This window comes from Klebsiella sp. TF21-TM (assembly GCF_019753495.1).
In the GTDB taxonomy this organism is placed as follows: Bacteria; Pseudomonadota; Gammaproteobacteria; order Enterobacterales; family Enterobacteriaceae; genus Klebsiella; species Klebsiella quasipneumoniae.
On record NZ_JAIJYL010000025.1, the window covers coordinates 44,114 to 61,501 of the forward strand.

The 17,388-nt window shown below is 58.4% G+C and carries 18 protein-coding genes; 13 read left to right on the forward strand and 5 right to left on the reverse strand.

Annotation, left to right across the window (positions count from 1 at the left end):
* Positions 1-32 precede the first annotated feature (32 nt).
* From dapF to corA, 7 genes are all read left to right on the forward strand, one after another.
* Positions 33-857 (forward strand): diaminopimelate epimerase, encoded by an 825-nt coding sequence (gene dapF, locus K5R89_RS20695; RefSeq protein WP_002883394.1) that lies wholly within the window; start codon positions 33-35, stop codon positions 855-857.
* Entirely contained in the window at positions 854-1,561 is a 708-nt protein-coding gene (locus K5R89_RS20700; RefSeq protein ID WP_044521756.1) for a DUF484 domain-containing protein, read from the forward strand. The genes dapF and K5R89_RS20700 overlap by 4 nt, the downstream gene beginning before the upstream one ends.
* A complete protein-coding gene (xerC, locus tag K5R89_RS20705) occupies positions 1,558-2,460 on the forward strand; it encodes a tyrosine recombinase XerC (RefSeq protein ID WP_004886788.1) in 903 nt (300 codons plus the stop codon). Before K5R89_RS20700 ends, xerC begins: the two co-directional genes overlap by 4 nt.
* Positions 2,460-3,176, forward strand: a complete 717-nt coding sequence (yigB, locus tag K5R89_RS20710) for a 5-amino-6-(5-phospho-D-ribitylamino)uracil phosphatase YigB (protein WP_023291569.1) — start codon at positions 2,460-2,462, stop codon at positions 3,174-3,176. Before xerC ends, yigB begins: the two co-directional genes overlap by 1 nt.
* A gap of 63 nt (positions 3,177-3,239) precedes the next feature.
* Positions 3,240-5,402, forward strand: a complete 2,163-nt coding sequence (gene uvrD, locus K5R89_RS20715; RefSeq protein WP_004886784.1) for a DNA helicase II — start codon at positions 3,240-3,242, stop codon at positions 5,400-5,402.
* A gap of 148 nt (positions 5,403-5,550) precedes the next feature.
* Positions 5,551-5,607, forward strand: a complete 57-nt coding sequence (ysgD, locus tag K5R89_RS27885; RefSeq protein WP_349815745.1) for a YsgD/CorL family protein — start codon at positions 5,551-5,553, stop codon at positions 5,605-5,607.
* Positions 5,608-5,757: 150 nt separating this feature from the next.
* Positions 5,758-6,708: a magnesium/cobalt transporter CorA gene (corA, locus tag K5R89_RS20720; RefSeq protein WP_002883400.1), complete on the forward strand. Its 951-nt coding sequence runs from the start codon at positions 5,758-5,760 to the stop codon at positions 6,706-6,708.
* 84 nt (positions 6,709-6,792) lie between these two features.
* Here corA and rarD read toward each other — a convergent pair whose 3' ends face one another.
* Entirely contained in the window at positions 6,793-7,689 is an 897-nt protein-coding gene (rarD, locus tag K5R89_RS20725) for an EamA family transporter RarD (protein WP_064155690.1), read from the reverse strand.
* 48 nt (positions 7,690-7,737) lie between these two features.
* Positions 7,738-8,202 carry an acyl-CoA thioesterase YigI gene (gene yigI / locus K5R89_RS20730; protein ID WP_002883404.1) on the reverse strand — a complete coding sequence of 155 codons (465 nt, stop codon included), beginning with the start codon at positions 8,200-8,202 and terminating at the stop codon, positions 7,738-7,740.
* Positions 8,203-8,354: 152 nt separating this feature from the next.
* Between yigI and pldA the strand changes: the two genes are divergently transcribed.
* The 3 genes from pldA (at position 8,355) to rhtC (ending at position 11,791) form a co-directional block, all read left to right on the forward strand.
* Positions 8,355-9,215, forward strand: coding sequence for a phospholipase A (gene pldA, locus K5R89_RS20735; protein ID WP_004886777.1), 861 nt, complete (start codon positions 8,355-8,357; stop codon positions 9,213-9,215).
* Between the two features lie 67 nt (positions 9,216-9,282).
* Positions 9,283-11,109: an ATP-dependent DNA helicase RecQ gene (gene recQ, locus K5R89_RS20740; protein ID WP_032454515.1), complete on the forward strand. Its 1,827-nt coding sequence runs from the start codon at positions 9,283-9,285 to the stop codon at positions 11,107-11,109.
* Positions 11,110-11,170: 61 nt separating this feature from the next.
* Positions 11,171-11,791, forward strand: a complete 621-nt coding sequence (rhtC, locus tag K5R89_RS20745; protein WP_023291572.1) for a threonine export protein RhtC — start codon at positions 11,171-11,173, stop codon at positions 11,789-11,791.
* 43 nt (positions 11,792-11,834) lie between these two features.
* On the opposite strand, the gene K5R89_RS20750 is transcribed toward rhtC, so the two are convergent.
* Complete coding sequence (locus tag K5R89_RS20750) at positions 11,835-12,755, reverse strand: Rpn family recombination-promoting nuclease/putative transposase (RefSeq protein ID WP_087827005.1); 921 nt, start codon at positions 12,753-12,755, stop codon at positions 11,835-11,837.
* Between the two features lie 162 nt (positions 12,756-12,917).
* A complete protein-coding gene (rhtB, locus tag K5R89_RS20755; RefSeq protein ID WP_087827004.1) occupies positions 12,918-13,538 on the reverse strand; it encodes a homoserine/homoserine lactone efflux protein in 621 nt (206 codons plus the stop codon).
* A 109-nt stretch (positions 13,539-13,647) separates the two neighbouring features.
* Between rhtB and pldB the strand changes: the two genes are divergently transcribed.
* The 3 genes from pldB (at position 13,648) to K5R89_RS20770 (ending at position 16,473) form a co-directional block, all read left to right on the forward strand.
* A complete protein-coding gene (pldB, locus tag K5R89_RS20760; protein ID WP_008807942.1) occupies positions 13,648-14,640 on the forward strand; it encodes a lysophospholipase L2 in 993 nt (330 codons plus the stop codon).
* A gap of 44 nt (positions 14,641-14,684) precedes the next feature.
* Entirely contained in the window at positions 14,685-15,485 is an 801-nt protein-coding gene (gene yigL / locus K5R89_RS20765) for a sugar/pyridoxal phosphate phosphatase YigL (protein ID WP_017899394.1), read from the forward strand.
* Positions 15,486-15,573: 88 nt separating this feature from the next.
* Positions 15,574-16,473, forward strand: coding sequence for a carboxylate/amino acid/amine transporter (locus K5R89_RS20770; RefSeq protein ID WP_217259555.1), 900 nt, complete (start codon positions 15,574-15,576; stop codon positions 16,471-16,473).
* Here K5R89_RS20770 and metR read toward each other — a convergent pair.
* The gene (metR, locus tag K5R89_RS20775; protein ID WP_032454519.1) at positions 16,361-17,314 is read right to left on the reverse strand and encodes an HTH-type transcriptional regulator MetR; all 954 of its coding nucleotides are present in this window, start codon (positions 17,312-17,314) and stop codon (positions 16,361-16,363) included. The genes K5R89_RS20770 and metR overlap by 113 nt on opposite strands.
* Between the last annotated feature and the right edge of the window lie 74 nt (positions 17,315-17,388).

Here is a 17,388-nt window from a genome sequence, read left to right on the forward strand (position 1 = left end):
TAACGTTCTGTTCCGCGCAACTGGAGTAGATGATGCAGTTCTCTAAAATGCATGGCCTTGGCAACGATTTTATGGTCGTTGACGCGGTAACGCAGAATGTTTTTTTCTCGCCGGAGCTGATTCGCCGCCTGGCGGATCGCCACCTTGGCGTCGGGTTCGATCAGCTGTTAGTGGTGGAGCCGCCCTACGATCCGGATCTGGATTTCCATTACCGGATCTTTAATGCCGACGGCAGCGAAGTGTCGCAGTGCGGCAACGGCGCGCGCTGTTTCGCACGCTTCGTCCGGCTGAAAGGCCTGACCAATAAACGTGACATCCGCGTGAGTACGGCCAACGGCCGTATGGTATTAAGCGTAACGGAAGACGATCTGGTGCGGGTGAACATGGGCGAGCCCAACTTCGAGCCCTCCCAGGTGCCGTTCCGCGCCAACAAAGCGGAAAAGACCTATATCATGCGTGCCGCCGAGCAGACAGTATTGTGCGGCGTGGTATCCATGGGGAACCCGCACTGCGTTATCCAGGTGGATGATGTGGATACGGCGGCGGTGGAAACCCTCGGCCCGGTAATGGAAAGCCATGAGCGTTTTCCGGAGCGCGCCAATATCGGCTTTATGCAGGTGGTTGGCCGGTCCCATATCCGTCTGCGCGTCTACGAACGCGGCGCCGGGGAAACTCAGGCCTGCGGCAGCGGCGCCTGCGCCGCGGTGGCGGTGGGGATCCAGCAGGGGCTGCTCGCTGAAACGGTACGTGTGGAATTACCCGGCGGTCGTCTTGATATCGCTTGGAAAGGCCCGGGCCAGCCGCTGTTTATGACCGGCCCGGCGGCCCATGTCTATGATGGATTTATTCATTTATGAAACCAATCGGGGAAGAACAACAGGAGGTCGCCAGCGCATTGAACGATCGCGCCGTGGTGGACTATCTGTTGCAACATCCTGAATTTTTTATTCGTAATGCCGCCCAGGTCGAACACCTCCGCGTCCCGCATCCGGTACGCGGTACGATTTCGCTGGTGGAGTGGCATATGATGCGGGCGCGTAACCATATTCATGTGCTGGAAGAGAATATGTCGCTGCTGATGGAGCAGGCGGTCGCCAATGAAAGCCTGTTCCAGCGCCTGCTGCAGCTGCAAACGCGGCTGGCGGCGGCGGAGAGCCTCGACGATATGCTCAACCGCCTTCACCGCTGGGCGCGCGAGCTGGGGCTGGCGGGCGCCACGGTGCGCCTGTTCCCTGACAGCTGGCGCCTCGGCGCGCCTTCGAAGTTTACCCATCTGGCGTTAAGCCGGCAGGCGTTTGAGCCGATCCGTATTCAACGTCTGGGCCAGGCGCGCCACTACCTTGGGCCGCTCAACGGTCCGGAGCTGTTGGTGGTGCTGCCGGAGGCGAAAGCCATTGGGTCAGTGGCGATGTCGCTGCTGGGCGGCGATAATGCCCCCGGCGTGATGCTCTTTAGCAGCCGCGATGCGCAGCATTATCAGCCAGGACAGGGGACGCAGCTGCTGCAGGAGATTGCCCAGATGCTGCCCGGCCTGCTGGAGCGCTGGATTGAACGCGCATGACCGATTCTCCTCTCTTCTCCGCCGTCGCCCGCTTTCTGCGCCACCTGGGCGTTGAACGCCAGCTCAGCCCGATCACGTTACTGAATTACCAGCGACAGCTGGACGCGCTGATCGCCCTGGCGGATGAGGCGGGTCTGAAAAGCTGGTCGCAGTGCGATGCCGCTCAGGTGCGAAGCTTTGCGGTGCGCAGTCGCCGCGCGGGGTTAGGCCCGGCGAGCCTGGCGCTTCGCCTGTCGGCGCTGCGCAGTTTCTTCGACTGGCTGGTCGGCCAGGGCGAGCTCAGCGCCAACCCGGCGAAAGGGATCGCCGCGCCGAAAATTCCCCGTCACCTGCCGAAAAATATCGATGTCGATGACGTCAATCGGCTGCTGGATATCGATCTCAACGATCCGCTGGCGGTGCGCGACCGGGCGATGCTGGAGGTGATGTACGGCGCGGGGCTGCGTTTGTCCGAGCTGGTCAACCTTGATATCAAACATCTCGATCTCGAAAGCGGCGAGGTCTGGGTGATGGGCAAAGGCAGCAAAGAGCGCCGTTTGCCGATCGGTCGCAACGCCGTGATGTGGATTGAGCACTGGCTGGATTTACGCGGCCTGTTCGGTACCGACGACGACGCGCTGTTTTTGTCGAAACTGGGCAAGCGCATTTCGGCGCGCAACGTACAGAAGCGGTTCGCCGAGTGGGGCATTAAGCAGGGGCTGAACAGCCATGTGCATCCGCACAAGCTTCGCCACTCCTTTGCCACCCATATGCTGGAGTCCAGCGGCGATCTGCGCGGTGTGCAGGAGCTGTTGGGGCATGCTAACCTCTCCACCACCCAAATTTATACCCATCTCGACTTTCAACACCTTGCCTCGGTGTACGATGCCGCGCATCCGCGCGCAAAACGGGGGAAATAATGCGTTTTTACCGACCTCTGGGCCAGATTTCCGCGCTGACGTTTGACCTGGACGATACCCTTTATGATAACCGCCCGGTAATTGACCGGACGATGCACGAGTCGCTGGCTTTTGTGCGCAGCTACCATCCGTCGCTCAGCCAGTTCGACGCCCATGAGCTTAATCAGCTGCGCCAGACGCTGCTGGCATCCGAGCCTGAGATCTATCACGACGTGACCGTCTGGCGCCACCGTGCGCTGGAGTTAGGCATGCGTAACGCCGGCCTCTCCGCCGACGCGGCGAAAGCGGGGGCCGATGCGGCGATGGAACACTTCGCCCACTGGCGCAGCCGCGTCGATGTCCCGCAGGAGACCCACGATACGCTGGCGAAGCTGGCGGAGAAGTGGCCGCTGGTGGCGATTACCAACGGCAACGCCCGACCAGAGCTGTTCGGCCTGAGCGACTATTTCCGCTTTGTGCTGCGCGCCGGGCCGGATGGCCGCTCCAAGCCGTTTGCCGACATGTACCATCTGGCGGCGGAGCGCCTGAACTTACCGCTCGGGCATATTCTGCACGTCGGCGATGACCTGACCACTGACGTCGCCGGATCGCTGCGCTGTGGCATGCAGGCCTGCTGGATCAAACCGCAAGGCGCGGACCTGATGCACACCGCGGACAGCCGCCTGCTGCCGCATATTGAAATTTCACGGTTGGCATCTCTGACCTCGCTGATATAATCACCAGTCACTCTGTATATATTAACAGGGGTTCGTGGAACCCCTTCTCTTCCGGCGGTGCCAATGGACGTTTCTTACCTGCTCGACAGCCTCAATGACAAACAGCGTGAAGCCGTAGCGGCCTCGCGCACCAACATGCTGGTGCTGGCAGGGGCGGGCAGTGGTAAGACGCGCGTTCTGGTGCACCGTATCGCCTGGCTGCTGAGCGTAGAGAACTGCTCGCCGTATTCTATTATGGCGGTGACCTTTACCAACAAAGCGGCGGCAGAGATGCGCCATCGTATCGGCCAGCTGATGGGCACCACCCAGGGCGGCATGTGGGTGGGCACCTTCCACGGCCTGGCCCACCGCCTGCTACGCGCGCACCATCTGGACGCCAACCTGCCGCAGGATTTCCAAATCCTCGATAGCGAAGACCAGTTGCGCCTGCTGAAGCGTCTGATTAAGGCGATGAACCTCGATGAGAAGCAGTGGCCGCCGCGTCAGGCGATGTGGTACATCAACAGCCAGAAAGATGAAGGGCTGCGTCCGCATCATATTCAGAGCTACGGCAACCCGGTCGAGCAGACCTGGCAGAAGGTCTATCAGGCCTATCAGGAAGCCTGCGATCGCGCCGGGCTGGTGGACTTCGCCGAACTGCTGCTGCGCGCCCACGAGCTGTGGCTGAATAAGCCGCATATCCTCCAGCACTACCGCGAGCGTTTCACCAACATCCTCGTCGACGAATTCCAGGATACCAACAACATTCAATACGCCTGGATCCGCCTGCTGGCGGGCGATACCGGCAAGGTGATGATCGTCGGCGATGACGATCAGTCGATTTACGGCTGGCGCGGCGCGCAGGTCGAGAACATTCAGCGCTTCCTTAACGATTTTCCCGGTGCGGAAACCATCCGCCTTGAGCAGAACTATCGCTCGACCAGCAACATCCTCAGCGCCGCCAACGCCCTGATTGAAAACAACAACGGTCGCCTGGGCAAGAAGCTTTGGACCGACGGCGCCGACGGCGAGCCGATCTCGCTGTACTGCGCTTTCAACGATCTCGACGAAGCACGCTTCGTGGTGAACCGGATAAAAACCTGGCAGGAGAACGGCGGGGCGCTGGAGCAGTGCGCCATCCTCTATCGCAGCAACGCCCAGTCGCGCGTGCTGGAAGAGGCGCTTCTGCAGGCCAGCATGCCGTACCGCATCTATGGCGGCATGCGCTTCTTCGAGCGCCAGGAAATCAAAGATGCGCTCTCGTACCTGCGTCTGATCGCCAACCGTAACGACGATGCGGCGTTTGAGCGCGTAGTCAATACGCCGACCCGCGGCATCGGCGACCGCACGCTGGACGTGGTGCGCCAGACGTCGCGCGATCGTCAGCTGACGCTGTGGCAGGCCAGCCGCGAGCTGCTGAAAGATAAAGCGCTGGCCGGTCGCGCCGCCAGCGCCTTGCAGCGCTTTATGGAGCTGATTGACGCGCTGGCGCAGGAGACCACCGATATGCCGCTGCACGTCCAGACCGATCGGGTGATTAAAGACTCCGGGCTGCGCGCGATGTACGAGCAGGAGAAAGGCGAGAAGGGCCAGACCCGTATTGAAAACTTAGAGGAGCTGGTGACGGCGACGCGCCAGTTCAGCTACAACGAAGAAGATGAAGATCTGATGCCGCTGCAGGCGTTCCTCTCCCACGCCGCGCTGGAAGCGGGCGAAGGGCAGGCGGACACCTGGCAGGACGCGGTTCAGCTGATGACCCTGCACTCGGCGAAAGGGCTGGAGTTCCCGCAGGTGTTCATCGTCGGCGTCGAAGAGGGGATGTTCCCGAGCCAGATGGCCCTTGATGAAGGCGGCCGCCTGGAAGAAGAGCGTCGTCTGGCCTACGTTGGCGTGACGCGCGCCATGCAGAAGCTGACGCTGACCTACGCGGAAACCCGCCGTCTGTACGGCAAAGAGGTTTACCATCGCCCGTCGCGCTTTATTGGAGAACTGCCGCAGGAGTGCGTAGAAGAGGTGCGTCTGCGGGCCACGGTAAGCCGCCCGGTAAACCATCAGCGACTGGGCGCGCCGATTGCCGAGAGCGATACCGGCTACAAATTAGGCCAGCGCGTACGACATCCGAAGTTTGGCGAAGGCACCATCGTCAACCTCGAAGGCAGCGGCGAGCACAGCCGGCTGCAGGTGGCTTTTCAGGGTCAGGGGATCAAATGGCTGGTAGCGGCTTACGCCCGGCTCGAGGAAGTGTAACTTTAAGAAAAATATCATTATTTTGTAATATTCTGCTACCTTTATACGTTAAGGCGCCTGATTTGCGCTTTCGCGTTCCGTTGCGTGTTGACGCCGATTTTGCGCTGGCGTAACATGCGCGCACGATTACGCTAAGAGGACATTCGCCTTGGACACACCCAGTAGATGCTGGCTCAACTTCCTGTCATTCAGGAACAACTCCTAAGGCTATCCTCTTATGCTGATAGCCTTAGCGGTTGTCAGCGACCTGCCCCATTCCCGTCGCGCTGAGTCAGGCTTAATGGTCTGAAACCCAATTTGTTTCTGTGTGCCCACCGAACTGTCCGATAATTTTTTTGCATTGGGAGTCCCGGTCATGCTGAGCGCATTTCAACTGGAAAACAATCGTTTAACGCGCCTGGAAGCCGATGAGATCAAGCACCTCGCCAGCTCGGTGTGGGTCGATCTGGTCGAGCCTGACGATGACGAGCGAAGCCGCGTGCAGACGGAACTGGGTCAGAACCTGGCGACGCGCCCGGAACTGGAAGATATCGAAGCCTCCGCACGTTTCTTTGAAGATGAAGACGGGTTACATATCCACTCCTTCTTCTTTTTCGAAGATGCCGACGATCACGCGGGTAACTCTACCGTGGCGTTTACTATCCGCGAAGGGCGCCTGTTTACGCTGCGCGAGCGTGAACTGCCGGCTTTTCGCCTCTACCGCATGCGCGTGCGTAACCAGACGCTGGTGGACGGCAACGCTTACGAGCTGTTGTTAGATCTGTTCGAGACCAAAATCGAACAGCTGGCGGATGAGATAGAAAACATCTACAGCGACCTGGAAAAGCTGAGCCGCGTGATTATGGAAGGCCACCAGGGCGATGAGTACGACGAAGCGCTGTCGACGCTGGCGGAACTGGAAGATATCGGCTGGAAGGTCCGCCTCTGTTTGATGGATACCCAGCGCGCGCTGAACTTCCTCGTGCGTAAGGCGCGCCTGCCGGCGGGCCAGCTGGAGCAGGCGCGGGAGATCCTGCGCGATATCGAATCCCTGCTGCCGCACAACGAATCGCTGTTCCAGAAGGTGAACTTCCTGATGCAGGCGGCGATGGGCTTTATCAATATCGAACAGAACCGCATCATTAAGATCTTCTCGGTGGTGTCGGTGGTGTTCCTGCCGCCAACTCTGGTGGCCTCCAGCTACGGAATGAACTTTGAATTTATGCCGGAGCTGCACTGGAGCTTCGGCTACCCGGGGGCGATCGTCTTTATGATGCTGGCCGGCCTGGCGCCGTATCTCTACTTCAAGCGTAAAAACTGGCTGTAGTTGTTGTGCCGGATGCGCTTCGCTTATCCGGCCTGGGTGCTGGACTTTTGTAAGCCGGATAGGGCATAGACGCTATCCGGCAATTTACTGGCTCCGACGCCCCCGTCTTTGCGTATACACCGCATCCATCACGAATATCGCCAGCGCCACCCAGATAAAGCCAAAGGTGACCATTTTATCCTTGCCCGGCACTTCGCCGTAGAACGTCACCGCCAGCAGGAACATCAGCGTTGGGCCGATGTACTGGAAAAAGCCCAGCGTGGAGAGCCGCAGACGCGTTGCCGCCCCGGTGAAGCACAGCAGAGGGATGGTGGTCACCACGCCCGCCGCCATCAGCAGCAGATTGAGCGACCAGGGGTTCTGCCCCATATGGCTGGTGGGGCTGTCGGTGATGCCGAACAGCCAAATCGCCGCCACCGGCAACAGCCACAGCGTTTCCACCAGCATGCCGGTCTGCGCATCGACAGCGATTTTCTTGCGCACCAGGCCATAAAAGGCAAAGCTGAAGGCCAGCCCAAGGCCGATAATCGGCAGCGAACCAAAGGTCCAGAGCTGTACCAGTACGCCGCAAAAGGCGAGGATCATCGCCAGCCACTGCAGGCGACGGAAACGTTCGCCAAGGAAAATCATCCCTAACAGAATGTTCACCAGCGGGTTGATAAAGTAGCCGAGACTGGCTTCCAGCATATGGTGGTTATTCACCGCCCAGATGAACAGCAGCCAGTTGCCGCCGACCAGCACCGCAGAGAGCGCCAGCAGGAAGATCTTGCGCGGCGTCTTCAGCAGCTTTTTCACCTGCGGCCACTGGCGGCTGACGCTGATGAGCGCCACCATGAAGAAGAAAGACCAGATCACGCGATGGGTCAGAATTTCATCGGCGGGAACATAGTAGATAAGTTTGAAGTACGCCGGCGCGATACCCCAGATAAAGTAGGCGGCGAGGGCCAGAATAATCCCCAACCGCGTCTGTTTCACATCCATCGGTAAAATCCATTGCCAAAGAGAGTGATGTTACTCGATTTTGGCTAATCAACCCACCATATAGGTCGCTGTTGCGCTGGCAATATATACCTGCGCTTCGTTATGCAGTTCCACACGGGCTACCGCCACTTTATTGCCGGCGCGCAGCAGGGTGCTGGTCGCGGTAAAACGTTCGCCGCGGCCCGGACGCAGGTAGTCCACGCGCAGGTCGATGGTTCCCATGCGGGAAAGCCGCTGGCGCAGCTCTTCTTCGTTGATAGTGTCATGGCGGGTAAGGGTGCTGCCAACGCAGACCAGCCCTGCGGCGACGTCCAGCGCGGAGGCGATCACTCCGCCATGCAGAATGCTTTGCGCCCAGTTGCCGACCATCATCGGCTGATTATTAAAGCTGAGCTGGGCAAACGCTTTTTCATAGCGCTCCAGTTCGAGGCCGAGGGCGCGGTTAAACGGCATGTGATAGACGAAAATCTCCCCCACCAGTTTCAGAGCTGCTTCGGCAGTAAGTTCGGACATAACACCGGTTCCATTCGTTAATAAAATGTTGATTTTATGCTTCTAAAATATTGATTTCCACTTTCGGAGTGGATTAGGGGGCAGGGGATTAATAAACAGGTAGAATGTCTTCAGGTTAAACAAAAATAAAAACTATTTATCAGGAGACCAGCATGCGTATCTCTTTGGCCTGCCTGGCGGCGCTGTGCGCGCTACCGGCTGGTGTTATGGCGCAGGATGCGTCGGTACACGACAAACCAGCAGTGCGCGGCAGTATTATCGCCAACCTGCTACAGGATCATGATAATCCTTTTCTGCTCTACCCTTATGAAAGCAACTATCTGCTCTACACGTGGACCAGCGATCTCAATAAAGAGGCGATTCGCAGCTATGACTGGGCCGAAAATGCCCGTAAAGATGAAGTGAAGTTTCAGCTGAGCCTCGCCTTCCCGCTGTGGCGCGGCATCCTGGGGGATAATTCGCTGCTCGGCGCGTCCTATACCCAGAAATCCTGGTGGCAGCTCTCCAACAGCAAAGAGTCGGCGCCGTTTCGCGAAACCAACTACGAACCCCAGCTGTTTCTTGGTTTTGCGACCGACTATCAGTTTGCCGGCTGGACGTTGCGCGATATCGAAATGGGATATAACCACGACTCGAATGGCCGTTCCGATCCCACCTCGCGCAGCTGGAACCGGCTTTATGCCCGCCTGATGGCGCAAAATGGCAACTGGCTGGTGGAAGTGAAACCCTGGTATGTGGTGGGCAGCACCGATGATAACCCGGACATCACCAAATATATGGGTTATTACCGCCTGAAGGTGGGCTACCAGCTGGGCGAGGCGATTCTCAGCGCGCAGGGGCAATACAACTGGAATACTGGCTACGGCGGGGCGGAACTTGGGGTGAGCTATCCCATCACCAAACATGTTCGCGCTTACACCCAGATCTACAGCGGCTACGGCGAATCGCTTATCGACTACAACTTTAATCAAACGCGCGTCGGCGTCGGGCTAATGCTTAACGATCTGTTTTAATCGTTGCACTCTGGCTCGCAGGCGCTGAAAATAGCGCCTGTTTTCTTTTCAGGCAAATGGGGTCAACGTGGCACAGGCGGAAGTATTAAATCAGGAATCGCTGGCTAAGCAGGTTTTACAAGAGACCTTCGGCTACCAGCAGTTCCGTCCTGGCCAGGAGACGATTATCGAGACGGCGCTCGAGGGCCGTGACTGCCTGGTGGTTATGCCGACCGGTGGCGGCAAGTCGCTGTGTTATCAGGTACCGGCGCTGGTCATGGGCGGCCTGACGGTCGTGGTCTCGCCGCTGATCTCGCTGATGAAAGATCAGGTCGATCAGCTGCTGGCCAACGGCGTGGCGGCGGCCTGTCTGAACTCGACGCAGAGCCGCGAACAGCAGCAGGACGTGATGGCCGGCTGCCGCAGCGGGCAGGTTCGTCTGCTGTATATCGCCCCGGAACGGTTGATGCTCGACAACTTCCTTGAGCATCTGGCGAACTGGAATCTGGCGATGCTGGCGGTGGACGAAGCGCACTGCATCTCTCAGTGGGGCCATGACTTCCGCCCGGAATATGCCGCGCTGGGCCAGCTGCGTCAGCGGATGCCGCAGATCCCGTTTATGGCGTTGACCGCCACCGCCGATGACACCACCCGCCGCGATATCGTCCGTCTGCTGGGACTTAACGATCCGCTGATTCAGGTCAGCAGCTTCGACCGGCCGAACATCCGCTATATGCTGATGGAGAAATTCAAGCCGCTCGACCAGCTGATGCGCTACGTCCAGGATCAGCGAGGCAAATCGGGCATTATCTACTGCAACAGCCGTTCGAAAGTGGAAGATACCGCCGCGCGTCTGCAGAGCCGCGGCATCAGCGCGGCGGCTTACCATGCCGGCCTGGAAAACGACGTGCGCGCCGACGTGCAGGAGAAATTCCAGCGCGACGATCTGCAGATTGTGGTGGCGACAGTGGCCTTTGGGATGGGCATCAACAAGCCGAACGTCCGCTTTGTGGTGCATTTTGATATCCCGCGCAATATTGAATCCTACTATCAGGAGACCGGCCGCGCCGGGCGTGACGGCCTGCCGGCGGAAGCGATGCTGTTTTACGATCCGGCGGACATGGCGTGGCTGCGCCGCTGTCTGGAAGAGAAGCCCGCCGGACCGCTGCAGGATATCGAACGGCATAAGCTGAACGCGATGGGGGCGTTTGCTGAAGCCCAGACCTGTCGTCGTCTGGTGCTGCTGAACTACTTTGGCGAAGGACGTCAGGAGCCGTGCGGTAACTGCGATATCTGTCTTGATCCGCCGAAGCAGTATGATGGCTTAATGGACGCCCGCAAGGCGCTCTCCACTATTTATCGGGTTAACCAGCGCTTCGGGATGGGTTACGTGGTGGAAGTCCTGCGTGGCGCCAACAATCAGCGCATCCGCGAGATGGGCCACGATAAGCTCCCGGTATACGGCATCGGCCGGGAACAGAGTCACGAGCACTGGGTGAGCGTGATCCGCCAACTGATTCACCTTGGGCTGGTGACGCAGAATATCGCCCAGCACTCCGCGCTGCAGCTGACCGAAGCCGCACGCCCGGTGCTGCGCGGCGACGTTCCGCTGCAGCTTGCCGTACCGCGTATCGTGGCGCTGAAGCCGAAGGCGATGCAGAAATCCTTCGGCGGTAATTACGATCGTAAGCTGTTTGCCAAGCTGCGCAAGTTACGTAAAGCGATTGCCGATGAAGAAAACATTCCCCCGTACGTGGTCTTCAACGACGCGACGCTGATTGAGATGGCGGAGCAGTCGCCGCTAACCGCTGGCGAAATGCTCAGCGTCAACGGCGTAGGGACACGTAAACTCGAGCGTTTCGGCAAGCCGTTTATGGCGCTGATCCGGTCGCATGTCGATGGCGACGATGAGTAGTCAGCTGGCTATAAAAGTGCCAGAATAGTTATCCTCTTCATTATTTTCCTGCGAGTTAACTATGCTGATGCTTTTCCTCACCGTGGCGCTGGTGCATATCATTGCGCTAATGAGCCCGGGGCCGGATTTTTTCTTTGTCTCACAAACGGCCATCAGCCGCTCGCGCAGAGAGGCGGTGATGGGCGTACTGGGGATCACCTGCGGCGTGATGATCTGGGCGGGGGTTGCGCTGCTCGGCCTGAACCTGATCCTCGCCAGAATGGCATGGCTGCACAACATCATTATGATCGGCGGTGGCTTGTACCTGTGCTGGATGGGCTATCAGATGTTGCGCGGCGCGTTGAAAAAAGAGGCGGTGTCCCCGGCAGAACCGCAGGTTGAACTGGCCCGCAGCGGACGCAGCTTCCTGAAGGGATTGCTGACCAATCTGGCGAACCCGAAAGCGATTATCTACTTCGGCTCGGTGTTCTCGCTGTTCGTCGGTGACAGCGTTGGCGCCGGCGCGCGCTGGGGCATTTTTCTGCTGATTATCATGGAGACGCTGGCCTGGTTTTTGGTGGTTGCCAGCCTGTTCGCCCTGCCGGGGATGCGCCGCGGCTATCAGCGGATGGCGAAGTGGATCGACGGTATCGCCGGCACGCTGTTTGCGGGCTTCGGCATCCACCTGATAATCTCGCGTTAACCTGCGCGATGCTCCACCCGGCTTTATCCGGGTGGAGAAAGTGTCAATGGCAAAGCCGCTGCAGCTCGTCTTCAGACAGACCGGTCATTTCCATAATCGCATCGTCATCAATCCCGCGTTTGCGCATCGCTTCGGCAACCTGCAGCAAGGCCTGATGTTTGCCTTCCTTTATACCTTGCTGTACGCCTTTCCTGATGCCTTTTTCCATACCTTCTGCGAGCCATGTTTCCGCCAGCGTCATCAGTAATCCTCCATGCTGCGGCACGCGCTGTGCCAGCCCGTATAAGAGTGCCCGAGTATCCTCGGCATCCCCTGCCTGAGCCATATAGTTTACCAATACGGTGATTTGTTGTCCGCTCATCTGCTCCAGCATTAAGAGTTGGGTCAACTTATCCAGCAATTGCGCCATGTCGCGCTGGCGGATGTGTTTTTGCACCAGCGTCAGGGCCGCCATGCTGCGGTGCTGCATAATGTCGTCGTCGGGGATCACCGTGATATCGACCAGCGGAAACGCCCCGCTATAGAGCTGGCGGGCGGTCTCGGGATCGGCGAAATTATCCAGCCAGCTCATAGACCAGGGATAGGGGCTGCGTCGTCCCTGATAGAAGAGGACCGGAATAACCAGAGGCAGCGTTTTATGGCCGCTCTCCAGATGGCGCTGCATGGCGGCGATGGCATAGCGCATTAAGCGAAAGGCCATCAGTTTATCGGGGGCGCTCTGGTGCTCGATCAGAACATGGACATACCCCTTACCGCGGGTGGTTTCCAGCGAATAGAGAATATCGCTGTAGTAGGGCCTGAGATCGTCTTCAAGAAAGCTGCCGGATTCCAGACGCAGGGTATCCAGTTTGCAGATCGCTGTTAACGACGGTGGCAGGTGGATCTCGATAAAATCGCGCGCTGTCTCTGCCCGCGACAGAAAAGTTTTAAATACCGCATCATGTGGGGTCGCCGTTTCTGCCATCGCCGTTCATCCGTGAATCACGTCTCTGGCGGCATCCTGGCACGGCGGGCTCAGCGTCGACAGCGGGCAAAAAGATTAATTTCCCGCTTTGCGCGCCGGCTCGCGCAGAGAGATGGCTTCGCCCGCCAGGCGAACCTCTCTTTGCGAGCGAGATTCCATCATTCAGGCGTGACGGGCGGAGGCAAGCAGCGCCCCAACCAGCATAAACAGTGAACCAAAGACTTTGTTCAGCGCCTTCATCTGCTTTGGCCCCTTAATCCATGCTGAAATGTGCTGTGCGAGGGTTGCATAGCCAATCATCACAATGATATCGACGACGATGGTGGTGACGCCCAGAACGAGATACTGCATCACCTGGGGCTGGTGGGGCAGGATAAACTGTGGAAACAGGGCGGCCAGAAAAACGATGCTTTTAGGATTGGTGAGATTCACGAACACCGCCCGCTGGAACAGTTTGCCGCGGGTCTGCGCCTTCGCCAGCGTATTCAGGTCGATGGCCCCTGCCGCGCGCCATTGCTGGATACCCAGCCAGATCAGGTAGGCTGCGCCGGCCCATTTCAGCACCTCAAAGGCCAGCACCGAGCGGGAGAAGAGAGTGCCGAGGCCGACGCCGACCAGCACGATATGAATGGCCAGCCCGGTCTGCAAACCGGCAATCGACGCCGCCGCGCCGCGGTAACCGTGGTTAATGGAGGTGGTCATGGTATTAATCGCTCCGGAACCCGGGGACAGGCTGAGAATGATTGATGTCAGCAGGTAGGCGAACCACCACTCAATGGTCATGAGAAACTCCCTGATTGTCTGTTTTTATGCCACAATACGCTATTGTGTCAGCATTGTGTGATACACGGCAAAAAAACGATTTTCAGCGGTTAACAGGGGTGTAAACCCGATGTTTGGGCAGAAAAAGGACTGGGAAACACGAGAAAACGCGTTTGCGGCCTTTAGCATGGGGCCGCTGACGGATTTCTGGCGACAGCGCGAAGAGGCTGAATTTAAAGGCGTCGATGATGTACCGGTACGCTTTGTTCGCTTTTGCGCGCAAAATAACGATCGGCTGGTGCTGATTTGCCCCGGGCGCATCGAAAGCTACGTGAAGTATGCTGAAGTGGCCTACGATCTCTTTCACAGCGGCTTTGACGTAATGATCATTGATCATCGCGGCCAGGGACGCTCGGGTCGTCTGCTCTCTGATACCCACCGCGGGCACGTGGTTAACTTCAGCGATTATGTTGATGACCTGGCTGCGCTCTGGCAGCAGCAGGTGGTCCCGGGCCACTGGCGAAAACGGTTTATCCTCGCTCACTCTATGGGCGGGGCGATTGCCACGCTTTTTCTGCAACGCTACCAGGCGCATTGCGATGCCATTGCGCTCTGCGCGCCGATGTTCGGGATTATCATTCGGCTGCCGGACTGGATGGTGCGGCATATTCTCGACTGGGCTGAGGGCCATCAGCGCATTCGCGAAGAGTATGCCATCGGCACCGGACGCTGGCGGGCGCTGCCTTTTGCCGTTAACGTGCTGACGCACAGTCGACAACGCTATCGTCGTAACCTGCGCTTCTATGCCGACGAGCCGCGACTGCAGGTCGGCGGCCCGACCTGGCACTGGGTGCGCGAAGGCATGCTGGCCGGTGACGAAGTGCTGGCGAATGTGGAGAAAGATACGGCCCCGACGCTGCTGCTGCAGGCGGAAGAGGAGCGGGTGGTCGATAATCTGATGCACGACCGCTATTGTGAATTACGGGCCGCCGCCGGCCATCCCTGTGAGGGCGGAAAGCCGCTCGTCATTGAAGGGGCATACCATGAGATCCTTTTTGAAAAGGACGCTATGCGCTCAGTCGCGCTCAATGCCATCGTCGAGTTTTTCAATCGACATACTTAATCCGACGATAACGCTCGTCGCCCTGCTTAGAGGTTAACTTTTTTATGTACCAGGTTGTTGCGTCTGATTTAGACGGCACGCTGCTTTCCCCCGATCATTTCCTGACCCCGTATGCCAAAGAGACGCTGAAGCTGCTTACCGCTCGTGGGATCAATTTCGTCTTCGCCACTGGCCGACACTACATCGACGTCGGGCAGATCCGCGATAATCTCGGCATCCGGTCGTACATGATCACCTCTAACGGCGCCCGCGTTCACGATAGCGATGGCCAGCAAATTTTCGCCCATAACCTCGACCGCGATATTGCCGCCGACCTGTTTGAAATCGTGCGCAACGACCCGAAAATTGTCACTAACGTCTATCGGGAAGATGAGTGGTATATGAACCGCCATCGCCCGGAAGAGATGCGCTTTTTCAAAGAGGCGGTGTTTAACTACAAGCTGTATGAGCCGGGCGAACTGGATCCGCAGGGGATCAGCAAGGTGTTCTTTACCTGTGAGGATCACGAACATTTACTGCCGCTTGAGCAGGCGATGAACGCCCGCTGGGGCGATCGCGTGAACGTCAGCTTCTCCACCTTAACCTGCCTGGAGGTAATGGCGGGCGGGGTATCGAAGGGGCATGCGCTGGAGGCGGTGGCGAAAATGCTCGGCTACAGTCTGTCCGATTGCATCGCTTTCGGCGACGGCATGAACGACGCCGAGATGCTGTCGATGGCCGGTAAAGGCTGCATTATGGCCAACGCCCACCAGCGGCTGAAGGATCTGCATCCGGAGCTGGAAGTGATCGGCAGCAACGCCGACGATGCGGTCCCGCACTATCTGCGTAAGCTGTACCTCGACTGAAAAAGATTGACGACTGGCGAATAACTGTCCAGTCGTCAACCTGACTCTTCGCTACAATGCCTGTTCTTTATCCAACGAGACGACCATTGTGGCGCTGTTAATTATCACCACTATCCTGTGGGCCTTTTCTTTCAGCCTGATTGGCGAGTACCTGGCCGGTAGCGTCGACAGCTATTTTTCGGTGCTGATGCGCGTGGGCCTGGCGGCGCTGGTGTTCCTGCCTTTCCTGCGGACGCGCGGCCAGTCTCCGCGCACGATCGTGCTCTATATGCTGGTGGGCGCGATGCAGCTTGGCATCATGTACCTGCTGGCCTTTCGCGCCTATCTCTATCTGACGGTCTCGGAATTCCTGCTGTTTACCGTGTTTACCCCGTTGTATATCACGCTGATCTACGATTTGCTCAGCGGACGTAAACCACGCTGGGGCTATCTGCTGAGCGCCGCGCTGGCGGTGCTGGGGGCGGCGATTATCCGTTACGACAAAGTCAGCGATCATTTCTGGACCGGGCTGTTACTGGTGCAGTTGTCAAACCTCTGCTTCGCCATCGGGATGGTGGGTTACAAGCGCCTGATGGAGGTGCGACCGATGCCGCAGCACAATGCCTTTGCCTGGTTCTATGTCGGGGCCTTTATCGTGGCGGTGGCGGCATGGTTTATGCTGGGCAACCCACAGAAGCTGCCGACCACCAGGCTGCAGTGGAGCGTGCTGGTGTGGCTTGGCGTCGTGGCTTCCGGGCTGGGCTACTTTATGTGGAACTATGGCGCCACTCAGGTGGATGCCGGCACGCTGGGGATCATGAATAACGTCCATGTCCCCGCCGGGCTGTTGGTTAACCTTGCCATCTGGCAGGAGCAGCCGCACTGGCCGAGCTTTATTAGCGGAGCGTTGGTGATCCTGGCCTCGCTGTGGGTCCATCGACGCTGGGTCGCTCCGCACTCCGGACAAACGGCAGATGATCGCACGCGTGGTTCCGCGCAGAGCGAATAAACGCTTCGGTGACCGGTTGACGCTGTTCGCCATCGCGAACGGCCGCGTACAGCCGGCTCCATAATCCCTCGCCCAGGGTTTTGGTCACCACCAGACCCTGGCGTTCAAAACTTTCCACCACCCAGTGCGGCAGCGCGGCGATACCCATCCGGGCTGCCACCATCTGGATCAGCAACAGCGTGTTATCGACGCTTTTCAGCTGGGGACTAATGCCGGCCGGCTGCAGGAAATGACGCCAGATGTCGAGGCGTCCGCGCTGCACGGGATAAATCAGCAGCGTTTCCGTGGCCAGATCCTCCGGCGTAATCAGCGTCTTCATGGCTAACGGGTGCTCAGGCGCCAGCACCAGGCGCACCTCATAATCAAACATTGGCGAGTAGTGCAGACCGCTGCGCGGCAGGATATCTGAGGTCATGACCAGATCCAGTTCGCCCTGCTGCAGCGCAGGCTGCGGGTCGAAGGTGACGCCGGAATGGAAGTCGACTTCCACGTGCGGCCAGCGGGCGCGGAAATTCTCCAGCGCCGGCGTGAGCCACTGAATACAGCTGTGGCATTCGATAGCCAGCCGCAGCCGGGTCTGTTGTGGTTCGTTACAGTCCTGCAGGGCGCGAGCGATCTGCGGCAGCACCTGGTTGGCCAGCTGTAAGAGGATCTCCCCTTGAGGAGTAAAACGCAGCGGCTGGCTCTTACGCACAAAGAGACGAAAGCCAAGGCGCTGTTCCAGATCGCTGAACTGGTGAGACAAGGCGGACTGGGTCTGATGCAGGGCAGCCGCTGCGCCCGCCAGTGAACCGCTGTTCCGCAACGCTTGCAGCGTTTTCAGATGTTTAATTTCGATCATGAAAGTCCTTCATTTCGCCATGAGCAATTTGCGCTTGAGGAATATACAGTAACTGCCAATTATGGATGTGTAAA

What these genes read in the sequence shown, in the direction of transcription:
- rhtB (WP_087827004.1), bottom strand. Translation starts at nt 13,538, where the DNA reads ATGACCATTGAGTGGTGGTTCGCCTACCTGCTGACATCAATCATTCTC.
- metR (WP_032454519.1), bottom strand. Translation starts at nt 17,314, where the DNA reads ATGATCGAAATTAAACATCTGAAAACGCTGCAAGCGTTGCGGAACAGC.
- K5R89_RS20750 (WP_087827005.1), bottom strand. Translation starts at nt 12,755, where the DNA reads ATGGCAGAAACGGCGACCCCACATGATGCGGTATTTAAAACTTTTCTG.
- yigI (WP_002883404.1), bottom strand. Translation starts at nt 8,202, where the DNA reads ATGTCCGAACTTACTGCCGAAGCAGCTCTGAAACTGGTGGGGGAGATT.
- uvrD (WP_004886784.1), top strand. Translation starts at nt 3,240, where the DNA reads ATGGACGTTTCTTACCTGCTCGACAGCCTCAATGACAAACAGCGTGAA.
- xerC (WP_004886788.1), top strand. Translation starts at nt 1,558, where the DNA reads ATGACCGATTCTCCTCTCTTCTCCGCCGTCGCCCGCTTTCTGCGCCAC.
- yigL (WP_017899394.1), top strand. Translation starts at nt 14,685, where the DNA reads ATGTACCAGGTTGTTGCGTCTGATTTAGACGGCACGCTGCTTTCCCCC.
- pldA (WP_004886777.1), top strand. Translation starts at nt 8,355, where the DNA reads ATGCGTATCTCTTTGGCCTGCCTGGCGGCGCTGTGCGCGCTACCGGCT.
- yigB (WP_023291569.1), top strand. Translation starts at nt 2,460, where the DNA reads ATGCGTTTTTACCGACCTCTGGGCCAGATTTCCGCGCTGACGTTTGAC.
- K5R89_RS20700 (WP_044521756.1), top strand. Translation starts at nt 854, where the DNA reads ATGAAACCAATCGGGGAAGAACAACAGGAGGTCGCCAGCGCATTGAAC.
- corA (WP_002883400.1), top strand. Translation starts at nt 5,758, where the DNA reads ATGCTGAGCGCATTTCAACTGGAAAACAATCGTTTAACGCGCCTGGAA.
- rhtC (WP_023291572.1), top strand. Translation starts at nt 11,171, where the DNA reads ATGCTGATGCTTTTCCTCACCGTGGCGCTGGTGCATATCATTGCGCTA.
- dapF (WP_002883394.1), top strand. Translation starts at nt 33, where the DNA reads ATGCAGTTCTCTAAAATGCATGGCCTTGGCAACGATTTTATGGTCGTT.
- rarD (WP_064155690.1), bottom strand. Translation starts at nt 7,689, where the DNA reads ATGGATGTGAAACAGACGCGGTTGGGGATTATTCTGGCCCTCGCCGCC.
- pldB (WP_008807942.1), top strand. Translation starts at nt 13,648, where the DNA reads ATGTTTGGGCAGAAAAAGGACTGGGAAACACGAGAAAACGCGTTTGCG.